The organism is Acaryochloris marina MBIC11017 (genome assembly GCF_000018105.1).
Taxonomy (GTDB): domain Bacteria; phylum Cyanobacteriota; class Cyanobacteriia; order Thermosynechococcales; family Thermosynechococcaceae; genus Acaryochloris; species Acaryochloris marina.
Genome location: NC_009925.1, coordinates 722,436 through 738,984, shown reverse-complemented (window position 1 = coordinate 738,984; position 16,549 = coordinate 722,436). Strand labels below are relative to the sequence as shown.

Here is a 16,549-nt window from a genome sequence, read left to right as displayed (position 1 = left end):
CTGGAATTGCCACAGTATTGCATCAGACCTTACTCAGACTCCCCTCGTAAATTGAAAACATCGAGATGGAGAAAGACCTTATGAAAAACGTTAGAGCTTTAACTCAGAAGGCATTTGCTGGCCTTGCAGCTTTGGCTGTTGGATTTAGCGCAACCACTGCAATGGCTGACCCCACCCAGCGAAAAATTATTACCCAAGGTTCCCACGGTGCAAGCAAAATTGTGAAAGTCGCTGCCACCCAAAATCCAGTAGCGCGCCAATTATCTCCCTTCAACTTGGCATATATGGCATACCAAGGTTGGTTTACGGAGGAAGGTGTGCCTGCAGCGAGTCGGTTGATTCGAGATTATCGGATTGGACGAATTACCGCTGTAGATGTGGCCCAGGCTGCAGTCAAAACGAATCGCCTCTCTGCTGAAACCCTTCAAGATTCCAGCTATCTGGCCAGTTTGGATAATCAACTAGAAGGGCTGAGCCAACCCGATTAATCTAAGCATCCAGTCCATTGATAAAACGTTTGCCGCCATTTGTGAAGCTTTGACATTACTCATGTTCGATCAGCTGGTTCTTCTCACCTTGCTGAACACCGATTTGGAAGATGAATGCAGCATGCCGACTCCAATGCCCTGTCACCCATGACTACGCTTTCGCCTAACGGAAAGCTACGACGTCTTGAAAAAACTGAATATGAGTGTTGAGTTGGTTATCCTATTTATGAACGTTCGGTCAACATCTGGTATTTCAGTACTGTCTTCACAAAATCATATATTTCTCTAATCCTGTCAACCAGGCTTTATTCTACAACCGAAATAAAGCGAACCCTGCCTTGAGCATTATTCAATAGAGATCGAGACAATTCAGAGAAGAATTATTCTTTTCTGATGAGCCCTTCATGAATCTGATTTTTTCGATGATTGAGAAATCCTAGGATGAGGATAGGCCAAATAATGCTAGTAACCGTTAGAAAAACAAACCACTCAGGTGAACCACCATTCGGCCAATAGTTTTGCCCATGTCGAATGCAGAGTACGACGGGTGCTAAAGCTAATAAAGCTAAACTCCAGCCTAGAATATAAGTCCGTATTACGTTGGGTAAATGTAAGGGTTCTTGACCAATAATATCGAATCCAAAACTATCGCCAATAAATACCCGATTGACAGAGCTATCTTGAAATTTGAAGGGACGGACAACCCGTGATGTTAAAGGGAATATAGGAATAAAAAATATAGTTATCCAAAGCGTTACACGATACAGTCCATTTGGAAACGGCCGATATCCGAGAACTGAAACACCTATTCCATAGATAGAAAAATCTGAGAATTGGCTCAATGATATTTCAAAGAGGTTTCTCTCCATAAATTGCTCACCTGCTCATCATTGAATAGAGATGATTTAGTGGTTTGGGATTAAAGTTAAATGAGCAAGAAAAAATAATGCAATAAATTACATTTATTGTCCATATTAAAGAAGATGGAAATTCCAGCTCAGTCAAAAAATTAAGTATATATACTCGACTGCCTAAGCTTTAAGGCAACCCTTCAATCCAAAAAATAATTCTTAAACTCTCTACACTTATAATTCCCGAATTGTGGTAATTTCCCTACACAAAAAGAATTGGAATTCGGTACCGTTTGAAGATGACAAAAATAGGGCCTAATAGTGGTTTAACACTTTGTAGTGATCTTTGTCATCGGCAAAAATAAGGATTAATTTTATACTGTGAACATGAAATTCAGCTTTGAGATGGTTGGCAATGAAACGGAATCAAAGATTTAGCTTTGTGTTGCTCCTTTGCCTCTTTGGTTTGGGGTTATCCATTCAAGCTTGCCAACAAACTTCGGCCGATACGAATTCACCCAGCATTGAGACTCAAGCTGGCCGCCAACAATCTGGGGCAGGCCAATCTGGTCCATTCAGTCAAGAATTAGACAAAATCGGCAAACCTGAGAGTTCTTCATCTTCCCCTGATGAAGGCGAAATCCGAGAGGTCACTTACATCGCCGAAAAAATTACGCCTGTACCCGCCCAACTCGTGAGCAAAGATCCGGATTCCCGTATTAATGTGCGATCACAACCGTCCACTCGCTCCAAAGCCAAGCATTTTGGCTACAAAGGGGATGCGGTCACCCTACTCCAAACAGCGAAAGGAGAAGGAGATGCCATCTGGTACTATCTCCGTTTTAATCAGTCCCAGGCAGAAGGCTGGATTCGCGAAGACTTTATTGCTCAATCCACGGTTTCCCTATTGCCCAGACAAGACTATCGCCCTTACAACTTTGAGGCGGATCCCTGGCTCGCTTCCTTTAATCAAACCTATGCTGCTGCTCAGCAACGACAAGAATCTTGGCTCGCCGATGCCCCTACTGTTGCCTTAAAATTGTCTGGGTTCCCTAGCTCAGGTGAATGTAAACCCACTGAAGTCAAGACAACAAACTATAGTGCTTCAAAAGTAACGGTTGTCATCAAGAGTGGTCAATCTAAGCGAGAGGCTTGCTCGGATGATTCGGTACTCGCCTCTCAGATTCGGGTTGATCTCGTAAAAGAGAATCAAATTTGGGCAATTGAATGGGCAGGTGGTCGTTATCTGTGCCATCAGGGAAGAGGGCAGCAAGATTTCGCCCCTGCTTTATGTCGTTAATGGAATCCGAACTCAGACTCAAGGCTGAGGTTTAGGGATAGGGTCAGAACTGGATACAGGAAAGAGTCGAGTAACAATCGCTGTTCCTGCTTCTACTTTCCAAAAAATATCTAACCCAGCTAGGCGCATATTCCACTCTTGCCCCGCCTGACCATCTTTCCTGCGCTCATAGCCTGGACGAGGATCTTGGGCAATCACCTCTGAAATTACCTGTTGGGTTTCCTGAAAATCACGAGTTAAAGCTGAGGTCAGGCTGGCCATTGCTTCGGGACTCCATACCACCGGCAAAAGTGGATCCGCATCATCAGCCCAAGCACTGGTTGCAGATGGGATTGCATCTGCATAGGGTACATAGGGTTTGATATCTAACACGGGTGTGCCATCTAAGAAGTCTCCGCCATGAATATGGAGCAGAATTTCCTCTGAGGTCTGCTCAACTTGATCTAAAGGCACTGCGCTTAATCCAATTTGATTCGGACGATTGGGGCTGCGAGTTGCATAAACTCCCATGCTTTTATTTCCACCCAAACGGGGGGGACGCACCAGGGGACGAAACTTGGTAAAGGATTGACCATGCAGCAAAAAGATCACCCAGATGTGGGAAAAGCTCTCTATCCCTCGCAATGAATGCCAATGCAAATCCGTGTTGGGAAAGACAATGGCTGCTTTGGCAGACTCCACCAAGCCTGCCTGTCGGGGAATGCCAAATCGTTCAGGGTAACAAGATCGAATGTAGGCAATCGGGGTTAAAGATACTGTATCCAAGTGGGCAAAGGGATCAGGAATCGGCATGGTGATGATTCCCCTGCTTGGCTTCCAGGTGATCTAAGGTGCGATCAATACAGGCTCGAATATTATGCAATAAATATAGATCTTCAGTTCCCAATCGGGCTAAACCGCGAGTAACGTACTTCTGATAGCGTTCGGCCAAGCCGATGCGCTCCATAAGCTGAAGAGAAGAGTGTTTGAGATTGGCATATTCTAGCGGGGGCATGGGGGTACGATTCAGTCGCTGGTCTTTAATATGTACCGCCGACTCAGACAGCATAAAGCTGTACACCATCACTGCCTGAGCTAAGTTCAAGGACGGATAGGGATTCCCTTGAGGGATGGTCGTGATCAAATCGCAGCAATCGATATCGTGTCGATTCAATCCCGACCGTTCTCCCCCAAACACAAAAGCAACCTGCTGCAGAGTCTCTCCCTTTGCCTGTAAGCGTTGGGGCACCTCCCGGACAGAAATATACTGATACTTCTCATAGCGATGGCGGGCGGTAGTGGCGCAGGCAAAATCAATGTCATGCAGCGCGTCGGATAAATTCTGATAAATGGGAGCTGCACTCAAGACAGCTTGGGAACCATGGGCCAGGACTTGGGCTTTTTCAGAGTTGCGATCGCATCGGGGTCGCACTAGCCGCAAATCCGTATGGCCCATGGTATTCAAAGCTCGGGCGGCAGCCCCGAGGTTCTCTGGAACTTCTGATTCAACCAGGATGAATGAAAACTGCATGAAGATAGAACGTTTGCCTTGTCACAAGGAGTACACGGCATTAATCCTAATACTGGATACTCTCTGCCTATTGACGCTAGCACGATCTACCCAGGCATTACTGCCATTGCGTTTCAAATTCATCTCCTTAATCGGCTTTTCTGGCTTTTAACATCATCCTCAACAGTACGGAACCTAAAATTAGGCAAATCAAGATTCCGTTTTATAGATTTGAGAGAATTGGCGTGAGTATGCAATAGCAATCTATGAGTATGCAAAGGCAGAAAATTCTGGAGACTAGCGATTAATTGACCCTGCAATACGGCTGGTATTTTCAGCTGTTCTAATTGAAGCAATAAATGCTTCTAAAGTAATTCGGAAGAAAATAATATTCAGCATAAAAACGAGGGGAGCAACAATCAAAGCCCCAATAGCGGGTAGCGCACCTTGGCTTAAACCTCCAAATAAAATGGCTAAAGCAAATAAACCGATAAATAAAATACCGATCCCATAAAGGACCCCTGCGATTTGAATCGCAATAAATTCGGAGAAAGACAGATCAAAGAGCTTAGCAAAGAATCCCTTTCGAGAGGCCATATTAAGTTATCCTCACTTGGCTTTATATTTTGGCCTCTATTATTAGAAAAAAAAGGATAGATCGTGCTATTTTAATAGTTTTTTTACTATCTAAGGGTTCAACCCAAAAAAATCTAATGATATGTATTTATATATAAATATTCATCGATTTTTCTGTATCTTTGTTGAAGAATAGTGGCTGATTGACTCATGCATAATCACTATGTTTAAGTCATTTGAATAATTTATGCTGAGGATAAAAACTGAGCGATGGGGTTAACTATCAATTTAATCAGACTGGTTATTTAGAGAAACTGCGTGGATTGCAAAAACAAAAAAAGGTGATTTAGATAATTCATCTCAGATTTAAAATAAAGTAAATATACTTTTCTCTAGATTGATAAATAAATCCTGATTTTCTATCATTACAGTACTCATGATAGTTCTCATTAAAATCTGTGTATCTTAAATTGGGAATCGTTGGGTAGCTTCCCAAGCTCCACATATCTGAGTGCTCCTCTCTGACTATCCCGTGATGGGGTTCTTAATTGATGAGAGAAGAAGATGGCGAATAGGTATCCACTATGGCTTTTTTAGACCAAGAAAATAGTACACAGCAGCAAAAACCACACCGAGCTTGGTGGAATCGGCCACTAGTCGGTGATCGGAGTATGACAGAGCGTGTGGGCTCTTTGTTCAAAAGGCACAAGAGAGAAGAAGTCCCTGAGCGAGTCCTTAAAACCCATACGGATGCTTTGCAGGCAATAAATAAATTGGTAAAGCGAGCATTGTCTATTGACAATGGCAAATATGGTAATCCTGAATTCCTCGCTTTTGTGAAGCTCAAGCGCGCTTTTGCGGAAGGCCATGAGGGATATGAGAATCTAGACCGCTACCTACAACTGCTGCATGCAGGTATTTCTGCCAAAAATACATTCGTGGCATTGGAACGCATGGAGTTTAAGTTCTATGGTTCAAAACATGCGCTCCTTTATGACTATGTTGAGACATTATTTCAAAGTAATGTCCCCCAAGCCGAATTTCTGGATAGCTTAAATACCAAATTTGTTGAGGTCCAACCGCAACTCCGCACAGAGGTGGGGAAAGAAGTACTACAGCAATATCATCAAAATTTAGAAACTATCACTAAGCATCGGTTTGGATTTCGGTTATTGCGTTCCTTCAAACGCCATAAAATGACCAACTATTCCATGCTCAATACGGTAGCCAATATTATTGATGGATTAGATCGATTGGACTTACATGACTTAGGCATCCTCAATACGGAAGTGATTGCCCATTATGAAACCTTTCAACGGTTGGGTGAAATTATCGGCATGCCAGAATCCTTGGTTAATCCCAAAACCTTTGGTCGTATGCTGCAGTATGTCGCTTTAGAAGAAAAATATAAAACGGCTTACCCTAAATTTCAGGAGTTAGTAGTACTGCTTGAAGAGTGGTATCGACACTTTACCGTCGCCCAAAATCTACGCAATGAATATAATCCCAAAAAATATAAACGGGTGAAGGAATTTGGGACTGTGATTCCAGGAATTGCGCTCTACAACAAATATAAGGTCTATTTCAGTTAGGAAGCGGGTGGTTCTAACTAGTGCTTCCACTGCCGATGAATCAACTCCATATTTTGCACAGTGCAGTGGAGAATCTCGGGCCTTGCTAAATATTCCATCAATGGACTGAGCTTGGGAATATTGAGAAGAAAAGTATCGTAATCGAGTGCGGTCAATTGGTGTAGGATTTTACACCACTGAGAATAATCGATCTGCGAAGGGTGAATTTGAGGAAGCAATCGGCTTAAGGACTTGGCTCGATCGACTTTATCGGTAAATTCAAAGGTTGCAGCCAGGGTCTGGGCCAATAGGTCATTGGGAAGCATGGCATTGAGAGAATCCAGGGTCCTTTTTCTGGCTTCCCATGGACTTAATTTCAACGCTGAGGAGGTCAGTTGAGCCTTAAGGGTACTTAAGACCGATGTATAAACCTGATTCTTAGGGTGTGGGCTCCTCAGTGCCTGAATGTTTAACAGTAATCCTGGAGAACAGTAGGGAATCACAATTTCAAGGATTCTCTGCTGTTTGTCTTTGCTGGTTACTTTTTGAGCAATGGCTAAGACATGCTGAATCTGCTCATGGGTTAACAGAGGGGCTAACTGCTGGAAGGCCAATATCTGGGCATCTATATCGGTGATTTGGCAGGCCGCTGTCAATGCCGCAGGCAGCAGTTTGGGACGCTGTTGACTCAAAGTCCAGTAGGCCCGAAATTGAATCTGGCTATCTTGGCATTGCGACAGCCAGTGAAGTGCCGTGGGCAGATTAGATGTCTCTGTACTGGCCAGTTGGCAAATGGAGAGTACTTTTGCCGTTGGATTGGTGAAAGCACTAATCTGACCTTGCACTTCGCTTTGGACCGATGGGGAGAAATGGGGGTAAAGAGTTCCCAGCGCTTGCCCCCGGTCTAGTTCATCCGGCAAAGTGTTGATTATTTTGAGCAGTTTGGTCGTAATGTTAGCTGCAAATTGATGTTCGCAAATGGGGGGAAGGACAGTGCTGTAGGCCAGTGGATCCTCAAACTTTTCCAATATGTTCAAAGCAAGTTGAATTTCAACTTCACTTAAATATGGAACAATTTTGCTGAGGGCGAATGCACAAGACCGTTCATCCTTAATGGAACATACTGTGCGAAAGGTCACCGAAAGCAGACCAGGATGATGGGGAAGAAGGTGAATGAGAAGCCTGGCCCTTGTAGCGGGTTGGTCAATAGAATTGATTACTTTCAAGACCTGCGCTTTTTGAGCATTAGAAATCGTCGGTGCAATTGCCACCAAGAATTCTGAACAAACACTCTCTTCTATTTCACCCGTTTGGCGATTGATTAGCTGATTCAAGTAAATGGAAGTGGTTTGGGGCCAACGGGTCACAATTCCACAGGCAGCAACCATTTCATCCGACGGGGAAAGGGTTTGGGTAATGGCGATGGTTTGATCTAATAGAGAAGTGGGTATCTGGGCTGATATCTCACGTAGCACAATCGCTTTGTAAAAATCAGCCGGTAAGGATCGGATGATTTTTAACAGCTCCGGAAACAGCCTTGCCTCCAATAGGGGCGCTAGAAGGCACAATAACTGCGCTTGGTGGGCGGCATGAGACTGACGTTGGATAACCGAGAGGATATAGGGGTGATAGGTGGTGGGCAGAGCTGGGATTAAGCTCTGCAGAACCTCAAATTCATGTTGAGAGTCTTGAATTAGCTCAAAAAAGGTAATGCTTTGGGTAGGTGTCCAGACTTGTTGGTGGACAAAGGCTCCTATCAAAGGGGCTGGTAGTCGACGAACCACACGATGATGAGCAACCGTCATCATGGCATAGCGGCACTGCAGTTGAATGGATTGAGTGGGGGATTGCTCGTATTGCTCCTCTGCTAGCTGCCACGCTAAGTCCACATCCCGACAGTAGAAAGCCGTATAGCCGTTGCGATCGCAAGCTTCATACCAACCATTTGCACCGGATTCTGCTTCTTCCTGCAGAAGAATGTGGATTTCATCACAGCGATCTGCAGCCTGCAAGTGCCAGGTTAAATGGGCATGAATATAACCATCATCTTCCAGGGTATGCCACAACCGTTTATGGGTCAGGGCCTGATAGCGTTCCACCAGAGCCCCATGAGCTTCCCGTGCTTCAAGCTGTTGTTGCAGTAAACCGGTATAGGCAACCTGCTGTAAAGAGACAGGGAGTTGGTAAATGTGCTGAAAAGGGCTGAGGCTGGACTGGGACCATTGCTGTTCGATTAGGATCTGCTGGTCGACCCATCGCTGCAGGAGTACTTCAGCCTCTTTAACAGAGCAGAACCAAAGGATTGCGGCGGTTTTAGCCGTAAAGGTTGCATTTTTGGCTAGAATGCCTAGCCAGAGGAATCGTTGCTCTTCTTCTGCATGTAGAGTAAAAGGCTGGGATAGGTCAGACGAGGTTTGACTCGCTTCAAAAGCTTGCATCCGATCGGATACAAGCCGTGACGCTAGGTCTTCCGCGACAGGACTCGATTCATCTGTGGATCCTGCCGGTGCTAAGGGAGGAAGAATAGTGTCTAAACGGCTCACAAAAGCGAATACTAAGTTCGGAGACAGCCAAACTTAGTATTCCCAATGGTTTTGGCCGATGGGACAATTTGCCCCTTATCCGCCTATATCAATGGCCCTCATGCCTTACAGCGAGGACGGGAGAGGAATTAGTCATCGTCCTGAATCCAGGCCTCAACAATTCGCGAGGGAATTCGAATCACAGGATGCTCAAAGAGAGCTTCAATGGCAGCATCCCCTCCGGCCTGCAGAGCGCGTTGAAGTCGATTTTGCAGGGAAGTGTTCATTTTGACTGCTGCCTCTACAGAGCGTTCGGCCTGAATCCCGCCCAGCTTTGATTGGGCTACAATCCCCAGAACATTCTGGACATCAGCCCGCAAAGCCACAAAATCGTCCTCTGTCATTTGTGGCTCAATGGGTTTGGGAGCCGGGTCTGATTTGACGATGTTCTGGACAGCACCCGCAATATCCATACCCGTGGTGTGGCGAATCTGCTCTAGAAATGCAGCGGCTTTCGTCGCGCCTCCACCATTGGTCGTGTCCACAACCGTGACATTTTGAACCGTCACATCCGGCACCGTAGCGGTTAGGGTCGAGAGCAGCACTTCCAGTTTTTGCAATAAGAAAATATCGCGAGCGCTACTCCCTGCTTTCTGCCAGGATTCTGCGAGGCGCAATGTACCCTCGGCCTGAGCTTTGCCATCCTCAATAATCTGGGCCGCATCCCCCTGGGCTCGGGCAATAGCGCGTTTGCATTTCGCTTCGGCGGGGGCCACCACATCGGCCTGGAGCTGTTGTTCCACCTGTTTGATCCGCTCCTGCTGCACCGGAATCTCTGCTTGAATTCGAGCTAGCTCTGAGGCAATCTCTGCTTCGGCTTCCGCCACAACCGCGCCTCGCTTGGTTTTAGCATCCTGAATTCGACGTTCCGCTTCAGCAGTGGCAATGCCAATGTCGCGATCTAACCGCTTGAGAGAGGTAATCCGTTCATTTTCGGCGGCTTTAATGGTGGATTCAGCCTGGGCTTCCGCTTCCGAAATCCGAGCATCCCGCTGCAGATCCGCTTGCTGCTTGCGACCAATGGAGTCTAGATAGCGCACATCATCAGATATATTTTGAATCTGTAGGGTATCAAGGACTAAACCCAACTGTTCTAAATCATCTTCCGCTTCTTCCAATAGGCTTTTGGCAAAGGCAATTTTGTCTTCATTCACCTGCTCAGGGGTCAAGCTAGCTAGGACACCCCTTAGATTACCTTCTAGGGTTTCCTTGGCAATTTGCTCAATCTCTTTGCGACTTTTACCCAACAATCGTTCAATGGCATTGTGAATGGTGGGTTCTTCCCCAGCAATTTTGATGTTGGCGACGCCTTCTACCTGCAGTGGAATACCCCCTTTGGAATAGGCATTGGAGACCCGCAAGTCAATAATCATATTGGTGAGGTCCATGCGTAATGCCCTTTCCAGTAAGGGCTTACGGACACTTTTACCGCCTTTGACGAGACGATAACCAATACGCTTCCCATCTGCTGACCGCTGGGTACTGCCCGCAAAGATGAGGACTTCACTGGGCTGACAAATATAAAGGAGATTGCGGATAACTAGAGCAACGGCCCCCGTTCCTAATCCCATCACGCCCAATAGGACAATCACTAATTCCATTTCTATTCTCCTTTATCCTGATGCTGGGCTTTGAGGGTGCCAGTGACGTCAATGCCTAGGGTTTGATCGACTCGATCGAGGAATTGTCGCACCATTTCTGGGTAAGCATTCACCAAACTGGCAATGGACTGCCCATCACCGTTATCAATGACATTGATGCGATCTAATTTGACCCGATTGGGAATCTCTGCCGCCTGTTGCAGCACCATTTCAATTTGCTGAATTAAGAAGACTTCTGAGGCATCCGTTCCGGTTTCTTCCCAGACTTTGGACAACATATCGTTGACTTGGGCTGCCGCTTTGGCATTTTCCCCTAAGCTGGCTGCTTCTCCTCGGGCCTGCAAGGCTTTGGCCTGCCGCTGGGCTTCCGCCGGAAGCACCTCATCTGCCTCTAAACGCAACCGCTCTAAATCAGCTCGCATTGCCTGGAGTTGTTGTTCTGCTCGGGCACGGGCTTCTTTCCCGGCAGCAATGGTGCGTTCTTCTTCAGACTTGGCTCGCTGTTCTAGCTCCGCTTTAATTTTGCGTAGCTCGTTTTGTTTTTCCTGAACAACGGCTAGGGCCTGGGTTTGAGCGACTTCTGACTGCTGCTGACAGTCGGCTTCGATCCGCTCGGCTTCTCCCATGGCGTTGGACTCGGCAATCTCAGCATCCCTAACAATCTGGGCAATCTGTCTCCGGCCGATGGAGCTGAGATAATCAACCTCATCGGCAACACTCTGAATTTTGAGGGTATCCAGCTGTAATCCCAACTTTGCCAGTTCTCGCGAGACGTCCTGGGCAATGCGTTCGGCAAATTCCAGTCGGTCTTCGTTGATTTGTTCGGGGGTCAGCAAAGCTACCACACCCCGCAAATTCCCCTCTAATGTTTCTCGGGCCACCCGCAGTATCTCTTTGCGATCGCGATCGAGGAATCGCTCAATGGCATTGCCGACGACTGCCGGATCATTCGAGATTTTGACGTTGGCAATGGCTTGGATATCGAGGGGTGTCCCCCCCTTGGAATAGGCATTTTTGACTTCAACGGGGACAGGCATGGTAGTCATGTCCATGATTTTGACAGATTCTAAGATGGGAATCGAAATCACTCGGCCCCCAAAAATAACCCGATAGCCAACGGTTTGCCCTTCTTTAGTGCGATGTTTGCGCCCCGATAAAATCAAGATTTCATTGGGATTGCAAATTCGCAAAAAATTCTTGAGGAACCAAACCACCAGGATGACACCGAAAATGGCCCCCGCGATTGGTACCGCCGTTGGAAGGCCAGGCTCCTCCCGATTCACTCTAGGGGAGGATTCAACTTGGGCAATCAATTGGGATTGCTCCCAAATGGGCTGATCGACAGACTCACTCATAGATTGAAATTTCCTGCTACTTACCATGTCAAAAAACACAACAATGTAACGACAACACAAAACAGAAATTCGCTACTAGGTGTTGTAAAAAACGCTAAAACTCAGGTTTGGCCGCTGCTCAACGCATCTGGCGGCTGATTAAACGAATCACTAGAGACGACCCAAACTCTGTTCTCTTGGGTACCCACGACGACCACTTGCTCGCCGGGCTGAAAGGAACGATTGCCATCGGTAAAGGCCACAACTTCCAGGATGCTGCCCTTTACTTTTAAGCGAACTTTGCCTCGGGATTGGGCATCAAAAGGGATTTCAACTGTGCCTGCTAATCCCACCAAATCATCATGGCTAATTAGGCTATCCGTCTGCTGATGTCGGAGGTACAGGAGTAACCCGGACATGGCCGTTCCAAAGAACAGGCCCATTGCCATGGCGATCAGCGTAATGGCTAGAGCTGGCATCCCGGTTTGTAATGCACTCAGCAGAATGCCGGTTAGGCCAAAAAAACAACTGCCAAAGGTCCAGAATTTGAGGCTTCTAAACAGACCTAGTAAGGGGAACTTTCGGCGTTTCTTAGAGATGGAATCGAAGGTTGATGAGGAACGAGATCTTTGATCAAAGATTTCTACATCTGAGTCTAGTCCCAACTCATCTAGTTCAAACTCAACTCCATCAATACCACCAATAACAGCTAGAAAAACAAAAACACCACCGATCAGAAAACAAGACCAATACAGGGTCAGCATTACTGAGTACACCTAGTAGGCTATTTCAATCTTAGCCACTAGATTTCCCAATTGTCGGAAATACCAAACATTCTTAAAGGAGTAGGAAAAAAGATAACTTTAAGCTGTCACCATCGTTGAAATTTGGATGGCAATCACGGCCACGGCCAAAACCACCATAATAATCAGCGTCCCCCGTCCTCCTGGCACTAAGGTTTGGGGTGAAGTCTGCAGAGGAGAGCGATACCGTAACGTCCAGGCCATGATCGCCGGTAAGATGCCCCCTAAAACCGAAATACTAAAGGCTCCCGCATAGTCAAGGGCTGTAAAGAAGATATTGGGATTTAAGGTGGAGAGTCCCAATGCGGGGAGAAAAACAATCGAATAAAAGGGGAGGCGATTGTCGGGTGTTATTTCCCGAACTTGAAACGCGTCTTTAAGGAAATCTAGTAGTCCGTAGGTGAAGCCGATGAACGAGGTTGCGATCGCAAACTCTGAAAACACCGATACCACGATACTCAACCCCGGTAAGTCAGCATTGTTGCGCAGTATTTCTAGGGGGTCAAACACCTCACTGCCAGCGCTCAAGCTAGCTAAGCCCCCTATACTTCCCAAAATGACTGCATTCCAAACTAGAAACATCAGCAGGGGAATCACAGACCCCACCACAATCGACTGGCGGATTTTGCCTAAGTCTCCCTCCAGTTGGGTTGCTACCACCGGCACTACATTGTGATAGAACAACGCCACTAACATGACCGAGATGGCAGGACTAATGGCGGGCCAGTTTTGATGGACTAATTCTCCCGGATCAACCTGAGTACCGCTCAGCACCAATAGAGCCACAAACGTGATAATTACGATTCCGACAAAGGTGCTGTTAAACTTGGCGACCAGCTGATCACTTCCCCAATACAGAAGCCCCCCAAAGATCAAGGCAAACACTGTGGGTCCAGCCCAACCCGGAACTGCCCCACCCACGAGATGGGCCAGCCCACTGGAAAGAATATCTCCCCCTTGAGACAGATAGGCAACGAGTAATGCATAGTGCAGGAATAAATAGGCACCCCCCGCCACATTAGCGATGGGTTTACCCAGGGTACGTTCGACCATCCCCAGCAATCCCATATTGTCCTGCCCCGATCGGCGCATACAGACGACATTGACCTCAGCCAGCAACAGGGCCGCCACCAGGGCATACACCCAGACCACCATCAGCATCACCGTTGAGGGCAGAAATCCAGCGGGGTGAGTCATGGCCGGTAGGGCTAAAATACCTGCCCCAACCGTGGTTCCAGCCACTAAGGCGATGGCAGACCATCGTTGGTCTGGTCCCTGCTTTAAGGGCTGTTTAGAGTCCTCAAGTTGAATTAACGGTCGGTCTTCTGTTAGCAAATCTTTTCTCAAGTAGTAGAGACTACATTAACTGTAATCTTACTTCATGAAACTCAAGCTTTACTCAGAACCGTGAGAGCTATTGTCCTGATCTACCTCAGAATCAACCGTTTCAGAATGAGCTGAATCCGATAATGTAGCAACTGTTGGCACAGGATCGTAGCCACCAGGGTGAAAGGGATTACAGCGACAAATCCGTTTAGCGGCTAACCAACTGCCTTTGACCGATCCCCAAGTAGAGATGGCTTCGATGGCATAAGCAGAACAAGTAGGATGAAACCGACAGGACGGAGGGAAAAGAGGGGAGATCAGTCGTCGATAAACCTGAATCATCCCAATCAATAGCTGCTTCATAAAACTAGCTCAAGCCAAAACAGGGATAGACCAATAGGCTATCCCTGTTTAATCATATAAGTTTAGATGTGGGGGTTGACTCTATCCGATTAAACCGTGACTACCACAAGGCAGGGATAGGCTCAGAGGGAATGGGGTCAGGCTCAGCACCACCAAAAGGAACAATCGGCTCCTGGACGGGTGGGGCAACCACAGGAGCTGCGGCTCTAGGCAGACAAACCTTCGTAGCCCAAGTGTCGGCGAATTTGGTCACCATCATTTCTTTGCCAGGCTCTAGGCCTAAGCGAGAAATCGTGCTTTGGGACACTCGTGTATCGATAGGTGCGTCAGCGCCTTCCGGTAAAAGGGTAACGGTCTCGCTTTCTAAATCGACATCCGTAACCGTACCGCGAATGACTTCGTCTACAACAGGGGGCTGAACGTTAGACACCATAGTGCCTTCTTTATCAAGATCAAACCCAATCAGATCGCCTTGCTCTAAGGATGCAGAAGTCCCTTCAGGAACTGAGTAGGTTTTTTGGGTGCCGTCTAATAGGCGAACCTCTAGATTCTGGCCATCAAAAGAGCGGACAAGCCCATAGTTTCCGGGTAGAGATTGTGGATCAATACTAGTTTCTTGGGCAAGGCTGACATTCACCGACCCGAAAGAGGCAATAGTGGTTACTAGTAGGGATACACCTGCTCCAGTCAATAGGTTTTTCATTGGCGTTCTCTTGCAGATTAGGTTTGTATGCTAGATACCCCCAGCCTATAAAGCCAATTATGGCGCAGAAATTTGCATATGCCTAGGTCTAGCGGTGAAATATTCATGTCCACCAGCTATATTATGCATATTTTTGCGAAATTAAAATTATCCGCAAATATTTTTTTCAGGTTTTTAGATCAACCAACACCGAAGAGGATGCGCGAAAGCCAGCACTGGCAAGAGCTTGAACCGCCATGTGCTCATTTTGGACTCGGAACTGGGACCCCAGACGAACCAACTGACTTTTTTCATCTCCCTTAATTTTGGCAATGACAGATACTTTGGCGGCGTTTTCCTCTCCAGCTTGCTGTCGCAAAATTTCCTTGAGCCGTTGCTGTTGCTGGATATTACCGGCATCTTGAGCCGGAATTTCCACCATAACAAGCTTCACCTCTTCGATCGGCTCGGCATCTTCAACAATGATCTGAATGCGATCGTCTCGCCGATCTACTTTCCCCCAAATCATTAGGCGGAGGTCCGTCTCAATGTACTCACCAATCCGCTCAAAGCTTCGAGGAAAGACGACGCCTTCTGCCTTCCCCGACAAGTCTTCCATCTGCACGATCGCCATCCGATCGCCTTTCTTGGTAATAATCGGCTTGACTTCCGTGAGTAACACAATGGCACTGACGGTGGTTTTTTCGGGCTGTTCTTCTAAATTCGCCAAACTGATGGGAGCCATCAGCCGAGCGGGCCGCTCAATTTCTCGCAAGGGATGGTTGGAAATATAGAAGCCAAGGATTTCTTTTTCCAGCTTCAGCTTTTCGGATTCTTGAAAATCTTCAACGGGTTCGGCTTTAGGGGCTGTTTCTAAAGAGGTAGGTGCATCGCCTTCGCCGCCCATGATGTCAAAGAGATTGCCCTGACCTATCGCTCGATCCTTCGCCCGGGACTGGGCCCATTCCAGAATGAGTTCTAAATCATGGACTAACTGATTGCGATTGGTGTCAAAGGCATCCAGAGCGCCGCTATAGATTAGGGCTTCTAATGCCCGCCGATTAACCACTCGTGGATCAACCCGATCGCAAAGCTCTGCCAAAGACTCAAACCCCCCATCCTCATCCCGAGCTGCCAAAATGGCTTCAATGGCTCCTTGCCCCAAATTACGAACCGCAGACAGTCCAAACAAAATATTTTTGTCTAAGGGGGTGAAATCCACGCCGGAACGGTTGATATCAGGCGGTTCCACTTCAATCCCCATGCTGAGGGCCGTGGCAATGTACTTCTGTACTTTATCCTGATCACCACTATTGGCGGTGAGTAGGGCCGCCATATACTCAACGGGGTAGTTGGCTTTTAAATAGGCGGTTTGATAGGTGACATATCCATAGGCGGTGGAGTGAGATTTATTAAAGCAGTTGGCCGCAACCCAACCATTGGCCATCACAAAATTATGATCTTGGGCGAGACCGATGTCATAAACGGACTGGAGGCCAAGGGAGCGACGTTGAATTATCTTCACCACAGTATTTTGATCCTAGATTGACGCCATAGGAAGGATGCGGGCAGGTCAGGTTCTC

At 47.0% G+C, this 16,549-nt stretch carries 15 protein-coding genes; 3 read left to right on the top strand and 12 right to left on the bottom strand.

What is annotated here, in order from left to right:
- The first annotated feature begins 80 nt into the window (after window positions 1–80).
- Window positions 81–488, top strand: a complete 408-nt coding sequence (locus tag AM1_RS03350) for a hypothetical protein (RefSeq protein WP_012161386.1) — start codon at window positions 81–83, stop codon at window positions 486–488.
- A gap of 380 nt (window positions 489–868) precedes the next feature.
- Here AM1_RS03350 and AM1_RS03345 read toward each other — a convergent pair whose 3' ends face one another.
- Window positions 869–1,357, bottom strand: a complete 489-nt coding sequence (locus tag AM1_RS03345; protein WP_041658916.1) for a hypothetical protein — start codon at window positions 1,355–1,357, stop codon at window positions 869–871.
- A gap of 397 nt (window positions 1,358–1,754) precedes the next feature.
- Between AM1_RS03345 and AM1_RS03340 the strand changes: the two genes are divergently transcribed.
- Complete coding sequence (locus tag AM1_RS03340) at window positions 1,755–2,639, top strand: SH3 domain-containing protein (protein WP_012161384.1); 885 nt, start codon at window positions 1,755–1,757, stop codon at window positions 2,637–2,639.
- An 18-nt stretch (window positions 2,640–2,657) separates the two neighbouring features.
- On the opposite strand, the gene tsaA is transcribed toward AM1_RS03340, so the two are convergent.
- The 3 genes from tsaA to AM1_RS03325 form a co-directional block, all read right to left on the bottom strand.
- Complete coding sequence (tsaA, locus tag AM1_RS03335; RefSeq protein WP_012161383.1) at window positions 2,658–3,431, bottom strand: tRNA (N6-threonylcarbamoyladenosine(37)-N6)-methyltransferase TrmO; 774 nt, start codon at window positions 3,429–3,431, stop codon at window positions 2,658–2,660.
- Window positions 3,418–4,149 carry a TrmH family RNA methyltransferase gene (locus tag AM1_RS03330; protein WP_012161382.1) on the bottom strand — a complete coding sequence of 244 codons (732 nt, stop codon included), beginning with the start codon at window positions 4,147–4,149 and terminating at the stop codon, window positions 3,418–3,420. The genes tsaA and AM1_RS03330 overlap by 14 nt, the downstream gene beginning before the upstream one ends.
- Window positions 4,150–4,425: 276 nt before the next feature.
- Window positions 4,426–4,725, bottom strand: a complete 300-nt coding sequence (locus AM1_RS03325) for a DUF4282 domain-containing protein (RefSeq protein WP_012161381.1) — start codon at window positions 4,723–4,725, stop codon at window positions 4,426–4,428.
- Between the two features lie 563 nt (window positions 4,726–5,288).
- On the opposite strand from AM1_RS03325, the gene AM1_RS03320 reads away from it, so the two are divergent.
- Window positions 5,289–6,296: a hypothetical protein gene (locus AM1_RS03320; protein ID WP_012161380.1), complete on the top strand. Its 1,008-nt coding sequence runs from the start codon at window positions 5,289–5,291 to the stop codon at window positions 6,294–6,296.
- Between the two features lie 17 nt (window positions 6,297–6,313).
- Here AM1_RS03320 and AM1_RS03315 read toward each other — a convergent pair whose 3' ends face one another.
- The 8 genes from AM1_RS03315 to AM1_RS03280 all read right to left on the bottom strand — a co-directional run bounded on the left by AM1_RS03315 (window position 6,314) and on the right by AM1_RS03280 (window position 16,494).
- Window positions 6,314–8,818: a hypothetical protein gene (locus AM1_RS03315; protein ID WP_041658913.1), complete on the bottom strand. Its 2,505-nt coding sequence runs from the start codon at window positions 8,816–8,818 to the stop codon at window positions 6,314–6,316.
- A 128-nt stretch (window positions 8,819–8,946) separates the two neighbouring features.
- Window positions 8,947–10,458, bottom strand: a complete 1,512-nt coding sequence (locus AM1_RS03310; protein WP_012161378.1) for a flotillin family protein — start codon at window positions 10,456–10,458, stop codon at window positions 8,947–8,949.
- Between the two features lie 2 nt (window positions 10,459–10,460).
- A complete protein-coding gene (locus AM1_RS03305) occupies window positions 10,461–11,813 on the bottom strand; it encodes a flotillin family protein (RefSeq protein ID WP_041658910.1) in 1,353 nt (450 codons plus the stop codon).
- Window positions 11,814–11,914: 101 nt separating this feature from the next.
- A complete protein-coding gene (locus AM1_RS03300; protein WP_012161376.1) occupies window positions 11,915–12,556 on the bottom strand; it encodes an NfeD family protein in 642 nt (213 codons plus the stop codon).
- Between the two features lie 99 nt (window positions 12,557–12,655).
- A complete protein-coding gene (locus AM1_RS03295) occupies window positions 12,656–13,930 on the bottom strand; it encodes an amino acid permease (protein ID WP_012161375.1) in 1,275 nt (424 codons plus the stop codon).
- 60 nt (window positions 13,931–13,990) lie between these two features.
- On the bottom strand, window positions 13,991–14,284 hold the full coding sequence (gene yidD / locus AM1_RS03290) for a membrane protein insertion efficiency factor YidD (protein WP_012161374.1): 294 nt from the start codon (window positions 14,282–14,284) through the stop codon (window positions 13,991–13,993).
- Between the two features lie 100 nt (window positions 14,285–14,384).
- Window positions 14,385–14,987, bottom strand: coding sequence for a hypothetical protein (locus AM1_RS03285; RefSeq protein WP_012161373.1), 603 nt, complete (start codon window positions 14,985–14,987; stop codon window positions 14,385–14,387).
- A 166-nt stretch (window positions 14,988–15,153) separates the two neighbouring features.
- On the bottom strand, window positions 15,154–16,494 hold the full coding sequence (locus tag AM1_RS03280) for a trans-splicing intein-formed DNA polymerase III subunit alpha C-terminal partner DnaE-C (protein WP_012161372.1): 1,341 nt from the start codon (window positions 16,492–16,494) through the stop codon (window positions 15,154–15,156).
- Between the last annotated feature and the right edge of the window lie 55 nt (window positions 16,495–16,549).